At 73.6% G+C, this 15,362-nt stretch carries 7 protein-coding genes; all 7 read right to left on the minus strand.

Annotation, left to right across the window (positions count from 1 at the left end; all coding sequences use genetic code 11):
- Positions 1–18: 18 nt before the first annotated feature.
- The gene (locus tag ABT147_RS01745; RefSeq protein WP_351401592.1) at positions 19–1,638 is read right to left on the minus strand and encodes an MFS transporter; all 1,620 of its coding nucleotides are present in this window, start codon (positions 1,636–1,638) and stop codon (positions 19–21) included.
- The gene (locus ABT147_RS01750; RefSeq protein WP_351401594.1) at positions 1,635–2,480 is read right to left on the minus strand and encodes a thioesterase II family protein; all 846 of its coding nucleotides are present in this window, start codon (positions 2,478–2,480) and stop codon (positions 1,635–1,637) included. The genes ABT147_RS01745 and ABT147_RS01750 overlap by 4 nt, the downstream gene beginning before the upstream one ends.
- On the minus strand, positions 2,473–3,621 hold the full coding sequence (locus ABT147_RS01755) for a class II histone deacetylase (protein WP_351401596.1): 1,149 nt from the start codon (positions 3,619–3,621) through the stop codon (positions 2,473–2,475). Before ABT147_RS01755 ends, ABT147_RS01750 begins: the two co-directional genes overlap by 8 nt.
- Positions 3,618–3,926: a hypothetical protein gene (locus ABT147_RS01760; protein WP_351401598.1), complete on the minus strand. Its 309-nt coding sequence runs from the start codon at positions 3,924–3,926 to the stop codon at positions 3,618–3,620. Before ABT147_RS01760 ends, ABT147_RS01755 begins: the two co-directional genes overlap by 4 nt.
- Before the next feature lie 128 nt (positions 3,927–4,054).
- Complete coding sequence (locus ABT147_RS01765) at positions 4,055–8,032, minus strand: aminotransferase class I/II-fold pyridoxal phosphate-dependent enzyme (protein ID WP_351401601.1); 3,978 nt, start codon at positions 8,030–8,032, stop codon at positions 4,055–4,057.
- A complete protein-coding gene (locus ABT147_RS01770) occupies positions 8,029–9,150 on the minus strand; it encodes a DNA alkylation repair protein (RefSeq protein ID WP_351401603.1) in 1,122 nt (373 codons plus the stop codon). Before ABT147_RS01770 ends, ABT147_RS01765 begins: the two co-directional genes overlap by 4 nt.
- A complete protein-coding gene (locus tag ABT147_RS01775; RefSeq protein ID WP_351401605.1) occupies positions 9,143–15,346 on the minus strand; it encodes a beta-ketoacyl synthase N-terminal-like domain-containing protein in 6,204 nt (2,067 codons plus the stop codon). The genes ABT147_RS01770 and ABT147_RS01775 overlap by 8 nt, the downstream gene beginning before the upstream one ends.
- Positions 15,347–15,362 lie beyond the last annotated feature (16 nt).

The following is a 15,362-nucleotide window of genomic DNA, read 5'->3' on the forward strand; positions in this document are numbered from 1 at the left end:
GGACGGGCCGCTCCCGGGTCAGGAGGCGGCCTGCCGCGCGGGCGCGGCGGGGCTCTCGGCGGACTCCCCGGCCTGCTCCCCGGCCTGCTCCCCGGCCTGCTCCTCGGCCGGCTCCTCGGCCTGCTCCTCGGCCGCTCCCGTGGGCGGGAACTTGATGACGACGGCGACGAGCACGGCCGTCCCGAGCGCCACCAGCGCCCCGATGACCCCGATGACGTTCATGCCGTCGGTGAACGCGGCCCGGCCCGAGTCGGCGAACGCCGCCGCCACGTCCGAGGACAGGCCCTTCGCCGCCTCCAGCGCCCCGGCGAGCGTGTCACCGGCGCCGTCCGGCACCCCGGCGGGAACGTCCACGCCGCTGCGGTACACCGCGGTACCGACACTGCCGAGGATGGCCACGCCGAGCGCCATGCCCAGCTCGGTGCTGGTCTCCGAGATGGCCGCGGCGGACCCGGCCTGCTCGGGCGGCGCCGATCCGACGACGATGTCGGTGCCCAGCGCGATGAGCGGGCCGCCACCGGCGTACACGAAGGCGAAGCCGGTCACGACCTGCGCGATCCCGGAGGTGCTGTCCGCGAGGGCCAGCGTGACGTGGCCGAGCGCCGACACGACCAGGCCGACGGCGACGACGTACGCGGGCCTGATCTTGCTCGCGGCGATCGGGGACACCACGGCCGTCACGATCAGCGCGAAGGCGGCGGGCAGCAGGTACAGGCCGGCCTTCATCGGGGACAGCCCGCCCACCAGCTGCAGGTACTGCGTCACGAACAGATAGGTGCCGCCCGCGACCAGCATGCTCAGCAGCAGCGTCACCAGGGACGTACGGAAGGCGGGGTTGCCGAACAGACGGAAGTCCAGCAGCGGGCTCTCCAGGGTGCGCTGGCGACGGACGAACACGGCGCTCACGGCCAGGCCCACGACGAGGACCAGCAGCGGCAGCGCGGACACGCCGTCGTTGGCGATCTCCTTCAGGCCGTAGATCACCGGCAGGATCGCCGCCAGCGACAGGGCCACGCTGACCAGGTCGACCCGGCCGGCCTGCTCGTCGCGGTACTCCGGCAGCAGGACGGGGCCCGCCACCAGCAGCAGCGCCATGACGGGCACACCGAGCAGGAAGACCGACCCCCACCAGAAGTACTCCAGCATGGCGCCCCCGACCACCGGGCCGAGTGCGATGCCGACGGAGAACATGGTGACCCAGACGGCGATGGCCACGCCTCGCTGCCGGGCGTCGCGGAACATGTTGCTGATCAGCGCCAGCGTGGAGGGCATCAGGGTCGCGCCGGTGATGCCGAGCGCCGCGCGCGCCGCGATCAGCGCGGCCGGGGTGTCGGCGTAGGCGGCGGCCACCGAGGCGACACCGAAGGCGGCGGCGCCGATCAGCAGCAGCTTCCGGCGGCCGACACGGTCGCCCAGCGTGCCCATGGTCACCAGGAAGCCGGCGATCAGAAAGCCGTAGATGTCGATGATCCACAGCATCTGGGAGGCCGAGGGGTCCAGGCCCTCACTGATGTGCGGGACCGCCAGGTGCAGCACGCTCACGTCGATCGACAGCAGCAGCGTGGGAAGCGCCAGCACGGCCAGGCCCAGCCACTCCCGTGGGCCGGCCTGGTGGGGGGTATCGGTGATGGTGCTCAACTTGTCTCCTTCAAGGGGTACTTCGAATCGCCGCCCGGAACGGGTGCCGGGAGGCTGGGCGGACCAGGGACACGGCCCTCGTCCGGGACGCCCGCATACGGTGCGCCGGGCCGGCCGGCCACCAGACGGTGGAGGACGGCCGCGGCGTGCGCGGGCTCGTAGAGGTAGAAATGACCGCCGGTGAACATCAGCCGCCCGAAACCACCGGTCGTCTCCAGGGACCACAGATGCAGCCGCTCGGCGACGACGACGGGATCGTCGACGGCCCCGAGCGCCAGGATGGGCACGCCGGTGCCCGACAGCGGCCGCTCGTACCGCTCCATCGCCTCCAGGTCCGCGCGGATGGCGCGCAGCGACGGCTGGACGAGATCGGCCCGGTTCAACAGCTGCGGCGTCATACCGCCGATGTCCAGCAGGTGTTCCAGCAGTTCGGCGTCGCTCCTGAGGTGGGCGAACGGCGGCTCGTCGGGGAAGCACGGGGGCTGCCGCGCAGAGACGGCCAGCAACTCCGGTGCGAGCCCCTTCTGCTCCATCAGCCGGGTGAGTTCGTAGGCCAGCACGCTGCCGAAACTGTGGCCGACGACCGCGTACGGCAGCGGGGGCAGGTCCGCGAGGTCCCGGACGAGCGCGTCGACGAGGGGCTCGACGCGGGTCAGGGGCCGCTCCTTGATACGGGCGCCCCGGCCCGGCAGTTGGGCGACGACGAGTTCGACGTCGGCGGGCAGCAGCTGCCACCAGGAGCGGAACGCGGAGGGCCACCCGCCGGCGTGCGGGAAGGCCACCACACGGAACCGGGGCGCCTGGCGGGCGCCGGCGCCGACGGTCATCCACCAGTTACCCATCGGCTGCTCCCCGTCCCGGGCCGGTGGCGGTCACTTGGGGGGCCAGCAGCGGGTGACGGGCCTCCAGGTGCTCGATCACCCGCCTCTGGTGGCGTTGCAGCCGCTGCCCCGGCAGATGGTCCAGCGAGTGCAGGAACGGGTCCTGCGGGGCGGGCAGACCGGCGATCGCGCTCGCCGTGCCCAGGACGAGCATCGGCTGGTACCAGGCCGAGTAGCCGCCCTCGTGGACGAAGACGATCCGGCCCCCGGACAGTTCGTCGGCCAGTCGGCACAGCGCCGACGTCATGGCGTGGAACGTCCGGCTGGTGCACATCATGCGGCCCATCGGGTCGTGGCCGCTCGCGTCGACGCCCGCCGCGACCAGGATCAGATCGGGGCCGAACGCACGGGCCGCGGGCTCCACGACACGGGCGACGACGGCGAGATACGCGTCGTGCCCCGTCCCCGGGGGCAGCGGGACGTTGAGCGTGCTGCCCGTCCCGGCGCCCGTACCCGTCTCCCCGACGAGACCGGAGGCCGCCGGGAAGAGCCCGTCCTGGTGGATCGACACGTACAGGACGTCGGGGTCGTCGTAGAACACCCGCTGGATGCCGTTGCCGTGGTGCACGTCCCAGTCCAGGATCAGCACCCGGCGCACCCCGCGGCGCCGCGCGGCCCGCGCGGCGACGGCCACGTTGTTGTAGAGGCACAGGGCCATGGCCCGGTCGGGTTCCGCGTGGTGGCCGGGCGGGCGGACCAGGCAGTACGCCCGCCGGAACCGCCCGTCCAGGACCTGCTCGACGGCCTGGACCGAGGCGCCGACGGCGAGCCGCGCGGCCTGTGCGCTGTGGTAGTTGACGTGCGCGTACACGCCGGCGTCACCCCCGCCGGACGCCGACACCGCCTCGACGCGCTCGATGTGCTCCGGCACATGCACCAGCAGCAGGTCCTCGTCCGAGGCGGGCGCGGGTGTGACGCGGGTGTACCGGTCCATCACGCCGGACGCCTGGACCAGTCCCTCGGCCCGGCGCAGATCGGGGTCGACCGCGAACTGGCGGAGCGGTTCGACGCCGGGCCCCACCGGCACGTACCCCGAGCCGGGCCCGGGGTCGTGCCAGAAGCACATCTCGTGGCTGAACCACGCGAGGTCGGACGTGTTCACCAGGCGGACACACCCAGGGAGGCCCGGCTGACGCCGGAGACCTTCTCGATGTACTGGAGGTAGTACTCCCGCTCCTCGTCCGGGGTGCGCTTGGCGCGGAACGTGGAGTCGAGCAGGTCCAGCACCTCACCGGTCTCGCCGGAGGTGAGCCGCCGCTCCCCGGCCTCCTCCTCGACAGAGCGGATGCGCGCCGCCGGCTCCACCACGCCCTTGGTGTGCTCGTCCCGGTCGGTGCCGTGGTTGCGGGTCGAGGCGATGGTCTTCAGTACCGCCGAGAAGAACGCCGTCTGGTCGAAGTCCGTCATGTCCATTCCCCCTTGGTCGTCGTGTGGTCGTGCGACGTGCCGTGGTGCCGTACCGCCGTGCCTTGTCGTGGCGTTTCGTGCCTTGTCGTTCCGTGGCGTGTCGGTTCCGTGGCGTGTCGGTTCCGTGGTCAGGTGAGGAGGCCGCAGGCCCGGCCGGCCTTCTCCAACGTCGCGACGGCGGTGTCCAGATCGGCCTCCGAGTGGCCGAGGTTGACGATCGTCCGCAGCCTCGGCAGGGTCCTTGGCACCGCCGGGTAGACGATCGGCTGGACGAACAGCCCGTCGAGCTGGCACGCGCGGGCCATGGCGCCCGCCTGCTCGGCGCTGCGGCAGATGATCGGCACGACCGGCGTCTCCCCGGTGAGCGTGTCGAAGCCCAGCGCCCTCAGCTGCTCCCGGTAGCGGGCGGTACGGGCCCGCAGTTCGCGGGGCAGTTCAGGCGCCGCGTCGATCACCTCGATCGCCGCCCTGGCCGCCGCCACCTGGGCCGGTGTCGCGGCGGCGGAGAACATCCAGCCCCGCGCGTTGTTCTTCAGCGCGAAGACGAGGTCGCTCGATCCCGCGATGTAACCGCCCGCGCTGGGCACGGTCTTGGACAGCGTGCCCATCTTCACGTCGACGCGGGCGGGGTCGATGCCGAAGTGCTCGGTGATACCGCGTCCTGTACGGCCGAGCACACCGAGGCTGTGCGCCTCGTCCACCATCAGCGGGGCGTCGTACCGCTCGCACAGCTCGACGATGCCCGGCAGGTCGGCCACGTCGCCGTCCATGCTGAAGACGGCGTCGGTCACCACCAGCCGTCCCGCGTCCCCCGCCTTCCTCAGGGCGCGCTCCAGGTCGGCGAGGTCGTTGTGCGCGTACGTGACGACCTTGGCGCCCGACAGCCGGTAGCCGTCGAGGATGCTGGCGTGGTTGTAGACGTCGCCGATGATGACGTCGCCGGGGCCGACCAGCGCGCCCACCGTGGCCACGTTGGTGATGTAGCCGCTGGAGAAGACGACGGCGTCCTCGGTGCCCAGGAACCGGGCGAGCGTGAGTTCCAGTTCGCGGTGCAGATGGAGGGTGCCCGCGAGGAGCCGTACGCCGTGGGCGCCGGTCCCGTGCCGTTCCACGGCACGCAGCGCCTGCTGCTCGATGTAGTCGTGTCCGATGAGGCCGAGGTAGCTGTACGAGGCGAAGTTGAGGAACCAGCGGCCGTCGAACTTGATGCGGGCGCCCCGGGCCTCCTCGATGACGGGCTCGTAGAAGTACTCGTCCTTGGCGACGACCACCCGGTCCTCCACGGAGAGGGCGTCGATGCGCCGGTCCAGGAAGGTGCCGTCGGGCCTGCTGGAGAGGCGGCCGGGGAGGGTGCGCCGGGGGATGCGGGCGGTGGGCCGGGGTGCCTCGGGGGCCGGAGCCGTCCGGGACGTGGCCGCCCCGGGAAGCAGTGCGTTCGTGGGGTGCGCTGTGCGCGCGGCCGCCGGGAGGGGGCGGGCGGGTGCCGGGCCGTCCTCGGGGCGGGCGGCGGGTTCCGGGGCGCGGAAGCGGTCCCAGTCGGGGACGAAGGAGTCGGCCGTGTTCCGGTGCGCGGCGGCCGGCGCCGGGCGTTCCCTCTCGGGGGCCGGAGGGGCGGGGGCCGGAGCCGCAGGGGTCGGTGTCGCGAGGGCCGGGGCCGTGGGGGCCGGGGCCGTGGGGGCCGGGGCCGGCGGGGTGGGCACGGTCGCGGTCGCGGGGGGCTGGGCCGGCGCGGTCGTTCGGGTCGGCGGCTGGAGGTGGTCGGCGAGGGCGCCGACCGTGCTGTGCTCGAAGAAGACCATCGGGTCGACCTCGAAGCCGTCGGTGGACAGGGCGGCTGCCAGCTCGACCGCCATCATCGAGTCGAGGCCCAGCTCCAGCAGATCGTCCTCGGGCGCCACGTCGTCGACGTGCAGGACGTTCGTCAGGGCCGTGGTCAGGGACAGCCACAGCCCGCGTTCCGGTGTCACAGCGGTCATGGGTTCTTCCTTCGCGTCGACGGCGGCGGACAGGACGTAGTGGGCGGGTGGACGGCCGAGGACGGCGCGCAGCAGGGCGACCCCGCTGTCCGCCGTGAGGACCGGGACGCCGTGCGCGGCGGCCTTCGGGGCGATGCCCTCGCCCATGCCGACGTTCCACAGCCCCCAGCCGAGGCTGAACCAGGGCTCGCCGTCGGCGCGTCTGCGGGCGGCGTAGCCGTCGAGGTAGGCGTTGGCCGCCGCGTAGGAGCTCTGCCCGACGTTGGCGCGTACGGAGGCGACGGACGAGAAGAGGGCGACGAAGTCCGGGGAGTCGGCGCGGGCGATCAGCTCGGCGATCGCCTGCACGCCGCCGGTCTTGGGGCCGAGGACGTCCCCGATCCGGTCCGGCGTCAGGGTGCGGGCCAGGCCGTCGCGCAGCACGCCGGCGGCGTGGAACACCCCGTCGTAGCGTTCGGCGCCGTCGAGCACCTCCGGGAGCCGGCGGACGTCCGCGGCCACGGTGTCCACCTCGCAGAGGGCACCGAGCCGGTCGAGCCGTGCCCGCGCCTCCCCCGCGTCCGGGACGGTCCGGCCCACGAGGGTCAGCCGGGCGCAGCCTTCGGCCGCCAGGAACTCCGCGACCCGCAGCCCGATGCCGCCCATGCCGCCGGTGATGAGGAAGCGCCCGCCACGGAACCGGGGAACCCGCGCGCCGCCGTCGGAGGGTGCGCCGCCGTCGGAGGGTGCTTCCGGTGCGGGCCCGCTCGGCTCCAGCGAGGGCCGGTACCAACCGCCCGTGCGGCGGGCGAGTTCCGGCTCGGTCTGTCCGAGTACCTCCTCCAGCGCGGTCGCCGTGAGCTCGGCACCGGCCTCCAGGTCCACCAGACGGACGGTGGTGCGGGGGTGTTCCACGCGCAGGGTGCGGCCGAGTCCCCACAGGGAGGTCATGAAGGGGTCGACGCTCTCCCCTTCCGCGACCTGGTGGGCCCCGGCGGTGACGATCAGCAGATCGGGCATCGGCGGACGTGCCGCGAGCCGCCGTACCAGGGTGAACACCCCCTGCAGGGCCTCCTCCACCCGCTCCTCGCCCGCCGGCACGCCCGTGGGCGCGGCGTACAGCACCGCGCCCACGGGCGTGCCGTCGAGCACGTCCGCGAGACGCTCCTCGGTCAGCTCGTCCGGCGTCAGACGGACGACGGACCGGCCCTCCGGCACCGGTGTCGGCTGCGCCGAGATGAGCAGCAGAGGGGCATCGGAGGCCCGGGGGACGACGGCCGGTTCGGTCCCCCGCCAGACGACGGTCTCGATCGAGCCGCTCGCCGACCGGGCAGACCGGGCCGACCGGGCCCGCTCCCCCACCGCCCCGGCGGGCCGGGGCGGGGCCGGTGACTTGAGGGTGACGCGGTCCAGTTCGAGCAGCACCTCGCCCTGCTGGTTGCAGACGGTGGCCCTTCCCCGTACGGCACCGCCCCGGGACCCGGCGGAGGCGTCCCGCTCGACGAGGGCGAGGACCGTGCCGGAGATCCGCCGGCGGGCCACGAGCCGGCCCACGAACCACGGCAGGCACGCCCCGGCGGCCCCGTCGTCGAGCATGCCCAGGGCCTGGAAGACGCTGTCGAGCAGCGGCGGCGGCACGAACCGGGTCCCGTGCAGGTCGTCGTCCGCGCGCAGCACCACCAGCATCCGGTCCTGCCCCCGGTACGCGGACCGGATCGCCCGGTAGGCGGGCCCGTAGGTGATGCCGCTGGCCCGCCGCCACGCGGCCACGTCCGTCAGCGGGACGGACCGCGTGCAGTCGGCCCGCAGCCCGGTCAGGTCGACGTAGTGGGGCGGCGGCAGGGGAACACCGGTGGCGTGCGCCGTGCTGTGCTCGACCGGCGCGCCGTCTCCGTCGGCCGGGTGCGAACTGAGCGCGCAGCGCCCGTCGTCGGCCGTGACCACGCTCAGGTCGACGCCCGGCCCGGTCACCCGCAGCGGGGCGCGGAAGGTGACGTTCTCCAGCGTCCACACGCGGTCGGGCCGTCCGGTGTCGCAGGCGGTGAGCAGGGCGTCGATCTGGGCGGCGGCCGGGACGACGGGGGTGTCACCGATCCGGTGGTCGTGAACCAGCGGATCGGTGGCGGCGAGATGGACCCGGGTGCCGCTCATGTGCGTAGGTCGAACCGCTCGGTGGCCTTGACCAGGCCGTTCACCTGAATGTCGACCGCGTGCTCACCCGCGTAGTACCGGCGGGTCTGCACCTCCTTGAGGGTGTGGCTCTTGCGCACGACCCGCCGTTCGCCGGCGGCGAGTTCGAGGGTCGTCAGCTTGAAGACCTTGGGGATGCTGCGGCCGTTCTTGCGCACGTGGTGGACCACGTAGTCGACGGTGACGCTGTGGGCCCGGTCGTCGGCGTTCTCGACGGTGAAGTCGATGACGACGGTGTCCCCGACGACCACCGCCCCGGGGGTGACGCGCAGGTCGGTGACCTGGACGAGTTCGCCGCCGGTCGCCCCGAGGATGGCCAGGGCCTGCTGGTCGCCCTTCTTCACGAGGGTGCGCAGGGCGTGCTTCACGATCCAGTTCGTCTCGGGCGTGGGGCTCTCCTCCAGCCAGCGCAGCGCTGTGGCGAGCGCGAGGTCGGGGGTGTCCTTGGAGATGTCGTTGAGGTTGTTGGCGACGGACTTGCGCACGTACTCGGAGGGGTCGCTGCGCAGGGGTTCGAGGATCTCCAGGAGGGGCGCCGGGTCCTTCACGAACACGTCGAGGGTGCGGGCCCAGGGCAGACGCGGGCGGATTCCCTCGCTGGCGAGGCGCCGTACGTTGTGGCTCGGGCTGACCGCCCACTCCGCGACGCGCTTCATGGTCATCGCGTAGTGGAGCTCGACGAAGGGCCTGATGGCGTACTCGCCGGTGTGGCGCCGGGTGATCTCCTCGATGGCGTCCAGGGACACCTCGGGGTGGTCCCGGCCGTACTCCTCCACGAACCTGGCCACCGGCATGAGGAACCAGCTGGTGTTGAACATGCCCTCGCCCTCGGCGAGGTCGTCGCCGAGGATCGACACGAGCACGGCCACGGCGGCCGGGTAGTCCTCGGGGAGCCGGGTGCGCAGTCCCTCGGTCAGGACGAGGACGCGGTCCTTGAGTTCCTTGCCGGGGATGCGCTGTTCGACTTCGGTGGCGTATCCCTCGACGTCGAACTCGGGGTGGACGGCGCGGACCTTGCCGCCGATGAGGCGCGCGGCCTCACCGTTGAAGTGTCGCTTCAGTCCGTATTCGCTAGCCATGGTGCTCGGGCCTTTTCGTCTCGTGCGGATGGGTGCTGTCGGTGGTCGTGGTGTCGGGGCCCGGTGCGGTGGGCGTGCCGGGTGTGATCCAGAACCGGCGGCGCCGGAAGGGGTAGCCGGGGACGGTGGTGACGCTCTGGTGTTTGCCGTGGTGGAGGCCGGTCCAGTCCAGGTCGGTGCCGGTGTGGTTGTGGTGGGCCGTCAGCGCGGCGTGGAACTGCGGCTGGTCCTCACGGCCCCGCCGGAGCGTGGTGATCCACGCGCAGTCGAGGTCGGGGCGCTGCTCGGTGAGCGTGGCGCGGGCGAGCGGGACCAGCTGCGGATGCGGGCCGATCTCCCAGACGGCGTGGGGGTCCGTCTCGGCCAGGGTGGTGACGGCCTGGGCGAAGCGGACGGGGCGGCGGATCGCCTGGGCCCAGTGCCCGGGGTCGGTGGCGGTGATGTCGCTGTGCCAGGTGCCGGTGAGGGTGCTGGCGAAGGGGATCGACGGGGGTGCGAGCGGGGTGGCGGCCACGGCGTCCGCGAAGGGGGCGAGGGCGGGTTCCATCATCGCCGAGTGGAAGGCGTGGCTGACCGTCAGGGGCTGTACGCGGGCGGAGGTTTCCCGGCGGAAGCGGGCCATCACCTCCGCCGGGCCGCTGACGGTGTGGACGCGCGGCGCGTTGTGGGCGGCGATCTCGAGGCCGGGGTACGCCTCCAGTTCGGCCATGAGGGTGTGCGCGTCGGTGTGGACGACGGCCATCGTTCCGGTCGCGGGCTGGGCCTGCATCAGCTCGCCGCGCAGCGCGGTCAGCCGCAGCAGGTCGGGCAGGGCGAGCACTCCCGCCGCCCAGGCCGCGGTCAGTTCGCCCAGGCTGTGCCCGGCGACCACGTCGGGCCGGACCCCGGCCGCCCGCAGCGACGCCACCAGGGCGACCTGGACGCTGACGATGCCGATCTGCGCGTACCGGGTCTGGTCCAGCAGGTGCCGGGCGTCGCCGTACAGCAGGTCCGGCAGGGGCACGTCGGTCCAGGGGACGAGCAGGTCGGCGCATTCCTGGAGCGCGTCGCGGAAGTGCGGTTCGGTGGCCCGCAGCCCCTGGCCCATGCCGGCGTACTGCGAGCCCTGCCCGGTGAAGAGGAACGCGGTCGTCGTCGCCGTACGGGTGTGCCGGGTCGGGGGTGTGGTGGCCGAGGCGACCTCCGCGAGCCGGGCGGCCAGTTCGCCGGCCGTGGCGCCGTGCACCGCCGTGCGGTAACGGTGGGCGGTGCGTGCGGTGTTGGCGGTGCGGGCGAAGTCGCCGAGCCGGTCCTCGGCGGTGCCGGCGAGCTGGTCGGCGTAGGCACCGGCCAGGTCGCGCAGGGTGGCCTCGTCCGCCGCGCCGACCCGCACGATGTGGCTGTCCTGCGGGAGAGGGGTGTCCCGGGGCACCGGCGGTGGCTCTTCGACGATGACGTGGGCGTTGACGCCGCCCATGCCGAAGGCGCTGATCGCGGCCCGCCGGGGGTGACCGCCACGCGGCCACGGCTGGGGGCGGTCGGCGAGGTAGAAGGGCGTGTCCTCGAAGCGGATGTGGTCGTTGGGGCGGGTCACGTGCAGCGTCGGCGGGATCACCTCGTGCTCCATCGCCAACAAGGCCTTCACCAGTCCCGCCAGACCGGCGGCCGGCTCCAGATGACCGATGTTCGACTTCAACGACCCGATCGCGCAGAACTGCGCCCGGTCGGTGTGCTCCCGCCACGCCCGGGTCAGCCCGTCGATCTCGATGGGGTCGCCGAGGCTCGTCCCCGTGCCGTGCGCCTCCAGCAGCCCGACCGTCTCCGGGGAGATCTCCGCGTCCCGCAGCGCCGCCGTGATGACGTCCCGTTGGGCGCGGGGGCTCGGGGCGGAGTAACGGGTGGTACGGCCGCCGTGGTTCACGGCCGCGCCCTTGATGAGGCCCCGGATCCGGTCGCCGTCCCGCCGGGCGTCGTCGTGCCGCCGCAGGACGACGGCGACCGCGCCCTCTCCGGGGACGAAGCCGTCGCCGGTGCTGTCGAAGGCACGGCAGCGGTGCCGTGGTGACAGGGCCATCAGATCGCCCATCGAGCGGAAGTACTCCGGGCTGATGGCGGCGTGCACGGCACCGATCACCGCCGTGTCGATGTCCCCGGCGCGCAGATGCTGCAAGGCCGTGTGCACGGCCACCAGCGAGGACGAGCAGAGGGTGTTGACGAGCGCGCTCGGGCCGTGCCAGTCCATCAGGTAGGACAGCCGGTTCGCGATCATCGCCTCCAGACCCAGGCCCCGGCCGTCCGGTACGCCGTGGCGGGCGCGCTCCTCGTGGTAGTGGTCGTGGCTGTACGCGATCCACAGTCCGGTACGGCTGCGCTCGGCCCGCTCGCCCGCCCGTGCCCCGTCCTCCAGGGCCTCCCAGATCGTTTCGTACACGATCCTCGCCTGGGGGTCGATCAGGGGCGCTTCCCGGGGCGAGATCCGGAACGGGCCCGGGTCGAACTCGTCCACGGCCTCCAGGAACGAGGCGTGCGGGGCCGGTCCGTACGACGGCCGGCTCCAGCGGCCGTCGGGCAGCGCGCGTACGGTGTCCCGGCCTTCGCGCAGGAGGTCCGCGAAGCCGGTGAGGGTACGTGCGGTGGGAAGACGGACCGCCGCGCCGACGACGGCGATGTCGCGGGAGCGGGCGGTGTCGGGTGTGCGGTCGGGGGCGGGTGTGCGGTCGGTTGTGGGTGTGGGGGCAGTTGTGGGTGTGGGGGCGGGCGCCGCGGGCCTCGTGGTGGACGGGCGGGGGGCCGGGGTCGGGTCGTCGGCGGGTGTCCGGGGCGCGGTGGCCGGCTCGGCGGGCGCGGGCGGCGTGGCGGGGGTTGACGTCCCGTCGGCCGGGCGGGGCGACGGGGCCAGTGCGGCGGCCCGGTCCGGGGCCTCGGTCAGGACGAACTCGGCGAACTGCCGGGGTGTCGGGTGCTCGAAGAACACCGTCGGGTAGAGCGACAGCCCGAACTCCTGGGAGATCCGCTCGCTCAGCGACACCAGGCCCACCGAGTCGAACCCGGCCGACAGGAACTCCGTGTCGGCGTCGTCCGCGGAGGTCCCCGTCAGCTCCAGGAACCAGTCGAGCACCCGCCCGGGCATCACCGGCCGGTCGCCGCGCGTCGCGGGGGCAGGGGCGGGGGCGGTGCGGATGGGAGGCGGGGTGGTGGTGTCGCTGGGCACGGGCAGGGCGGCACCGCCGAGCGTGGCCCCCTCGTCGCTGAACGCCTCCAGCGGCACCCTCTTGGACGACATGTCGCCGAAGACCAGCAGCGGCCGGCCCGTCGTGTCGGTCACCGTCTGGGTGACGCGGCAGGCCTCCTCGTTCCAGAAGGCGATCTCCGTACGGACGTAGGCGGCGTCGTCCAGCGGGCCGTGGACGTCCACCCGGCCCGCCGAGAGCGGAATGAACGCGGAGGCCTCGGCGGCGCCGAACACCGGGTTGTCCGGGGCGATCGCGGCGATGGTGACGCTGTCGAGCAGCCCCGGGAACAGCTGGACGCCGGGCGGGTTCGACTCCCGCTGGCGGCGCCCCTCGATCCGGGCGAGCGTGCCGCCGTCCGGAAGGCCCGCCACCCAGGAGATGTTCCGGTAGTAGCGGCCGTGGTGGTAGCCGATGCGCCGGAGCCACCGGTAGAGACCCGAGCCGGCGTGCACCTCCCCACAGGAACCGATCAGTGCGGGGATCGGTACGGGGGTCGGCCGGGTGGCGGGCTCGCGCAACAGAAGGCCGGTGACGAAGGGGGCCCCGTTCCCGTCGTCCTCCACCGTGAACCGCCCCCGCGCGTCGACGCGGCACACCACGCGGCACGCGCCGGAGGGGATCAGCGGGCGGTGGAACAGCAGGTCCCGTACTCCGTGGAAGGGTTCGCCGCGCAACGCGGCGCCCTCGCGCAGGAACTCGAACCACGCCACCCCCGGCAGCATGATCCTGCGGTACACGGCGTGCTGGGCGAGGGGGGTCTCACCGGGCCCGAAGACCCGGGCGAAGACGTATCCGTCGGCGCCCTCGTCCCGTACGAGTTCGGCGGGCGTGCCGGGTTCGGGCGAGCGCCGGGGCTCGCGCAGGTCGAGGGCCCGGCCGCGCGGCTGGGCCGACGGCAGCAGGCGCTTGTGCCATGCCGTCTCCCCTTGGTGGGCGGCCCAGTCGATGTCCCGGCCGGCCGCGAAGAGGTCGGCGGTGAGCGCGGCGAGCACCTCGGCCACGTCCCGGCCGTCGTGGGCCCGGGCCAGGCGGGCGCACAGGTCGGCGGCGGCGGTGGGCTCGTGCGGGGGCTCGGGGGCGGGGTCACCGTCGTGGCGCAGGACGTCGGCCAACGCCTCTTCGAGCGGTACACGGCCCCACGCGAACTCCCGGATCGCCTCCCACCCCGGGGGCAGGTCCACCGCGCTGTCCGGCAGCCCCGCGTCGCGCAGCGCCACCGCGAGGGCGACTCCCTCGCTGATGCGCAGCAGTTCGCCGGTGAAGTCGGTCAGGCGTGCTCCGGTCGCCGTCTCGAAGCGGCCGATTATCTCGTGCACGGGAGGCACCGAGCGGTCGAGGGCGACGAGCCAGGCGGGGGGTGCCTCGTCCTCACGGGGCCGCACGCGGACGGCGAGCAGGCCGGGCGCGGCGGTGTCGGACGCGTCGTACCGCAGGAGCCAGGCGCGCAGGGCGGACGTCAGCTCCGTGGCGTCGGCGCCGGAGACGGCGACCCGCTCCGAGCGGTGCGGACGTGCCAGCCGGGCGGTGGCGCACACGTCGTCGAGGTCGTCGGCCACGGTGGGCAGGAACTCGATCCACTGCGCGACCAGTTCCCGCAGCGCGTACGGCGTGTCGGCCGACAGGGGCAGGACGTGGACCGTACGGGGCTGCCCGCCGGTGTGGTTCCGCGCGCGCGGAGCCGGGGGTACGGCTTCGGCGACGACGTGCGCGTTCGTCCCGCCGAAGCCGAAGCCGCTCACCGCGGCGCGTCGCACGGGCGTCTCGGGCCAGGGGCCGTGCGTGGCGGGGAGGTGGAAGGGGCTGCCGGCCAGGCCGAGGCGGGGGTTGGGCTCCTCGACGGTGAGCGCGGGGACGATGCCGTCGCGCAGCATGACGATGACCTTGGCCAGTCCCGCCAGGCCCGACGCCGAGTGCAGATGGCCGATGCGGCGCTTGAGGGAGCCGAGGGCCACGGAGTTGCGGGGCACACCGTGCCGGCCGAACACCTCGGTGAGGGCGCGCGCCTCGATCGGGTCGCCGATGGCCGTGCCGGTGCCGTGGGCCTCGACGTACTGGACGGTCGCGGGGTCGATCCGCTCGTAGACCTTGCCGAGCAGTTCGACCTGGGCCTCCACGTTGGGCGAGGTGACGCCCATGGTGCGGCCGTCGTTGTTGACGGCGGTCGCGGCGATGGCGCCGAGGACCAGGTCGCCGTCGACCAGTGCCGCGCGCATCGGCTTCAGGACCAGGGCGACGGCTCCCTCGCCGGGTACGTACCCGTCGGCCCTGCGGTCGAAGGTCCGGCACAGGCCGTCCGGGGACAGGGCTCCGGTGCGGGAGAGCAGGACGAAGGTGAGCGGGTCGATCAGCAGGTCGACCGCGCCGACGACGGCCAGCTCGCAGGCTCCCGCCGTCAGGCTCTGGCAGGCCAGCCAGACGGCGGACAGGGAGGACGAGCACGCGGTGTCGACGACGAGACTCGGGCCCGCCAGGTCGAACCGGTCGGACAGCCAGGCCGCCATGAAGTTCTGCGACCGGCCCCAGAGGGATGCTGCCCTCGGCTCCCCGGCGAGGCCGGGTACCTGGGCACCCCCGGGGCCCGGGCCCCGTCCGTGGTCGAACCCGTAGCCGTTCATACGGGCGCCGACGAACACGCCCGCGTCGAGCCGCCGACGCGCCCCCAGATAGCCGGAGTCCTCCAGGGCCCGGGCGCCGACCTCCAGCATCACGCGCTGCTGCGGGTCGAGGAGGACGGCGTCCTCGGCGGTCATGCCGAACGCCGCGTGGTCGAAGGAGAACGGGTCCAGCAGGAAGGCACCACGGTGGTGCGTGCCCTGGTGGGCGCCGTCCCCGAGGTACAGCCCCCTGGCCCAGCGGCTCGGCGGGACCTCGTCGACCTCGACCCCGTCGTGCCTCAGCAGGGTCCCGAAGTCCGTGACGTCCTCGGCCCCCGGGAGCCGTACCGCCATGCCGATCACGGCGATTCGGCTGTCGGGCTCGCTCACAGCGGTCCTTTCGTTC

Source organism: Streptomyces sp. NPDC001868 (assembly GCF_040297125.1).
Lineage (GTDB): Bacteria > Actinomycetota > Actinomycetes > Streptomycetales > Streptomycetaceae > Streptomyces.

Excerpts from the sequence above, each read along its gene's own strand:
- ABT147_RS01750 (WP_351401594.1), bottom strand. The coding sequence starts at position 2,480 with ATGGGTAACTGGTGGATGACCGTCGGCGCCGGCGCCCGCCAGGCGCCC.
- ABT147_RS01760 (WP_351401598.1), bottom strand. The coding sequence starts at position 3,926 with ATGACGGACTTCGACCAGACGGCGTTCTTCTCGGCGGTACTGAAGACC.
- ABT147_RS01765 (WP_351401601.1), bottom strand. The coding sequence starts at position 8,032 with ATGAGCGGCACCCGGGTCCATCTCGCCGCCACCGATCCGCTGGTTCAC.
- ABT147_RS01770 (WP_351401603.1), bottom strand. The coding sequence starts at position 9,150 with ATGGCTAGCGAATACGGACTGAAGCGACACTTCAACGGTGAGGCCGCG.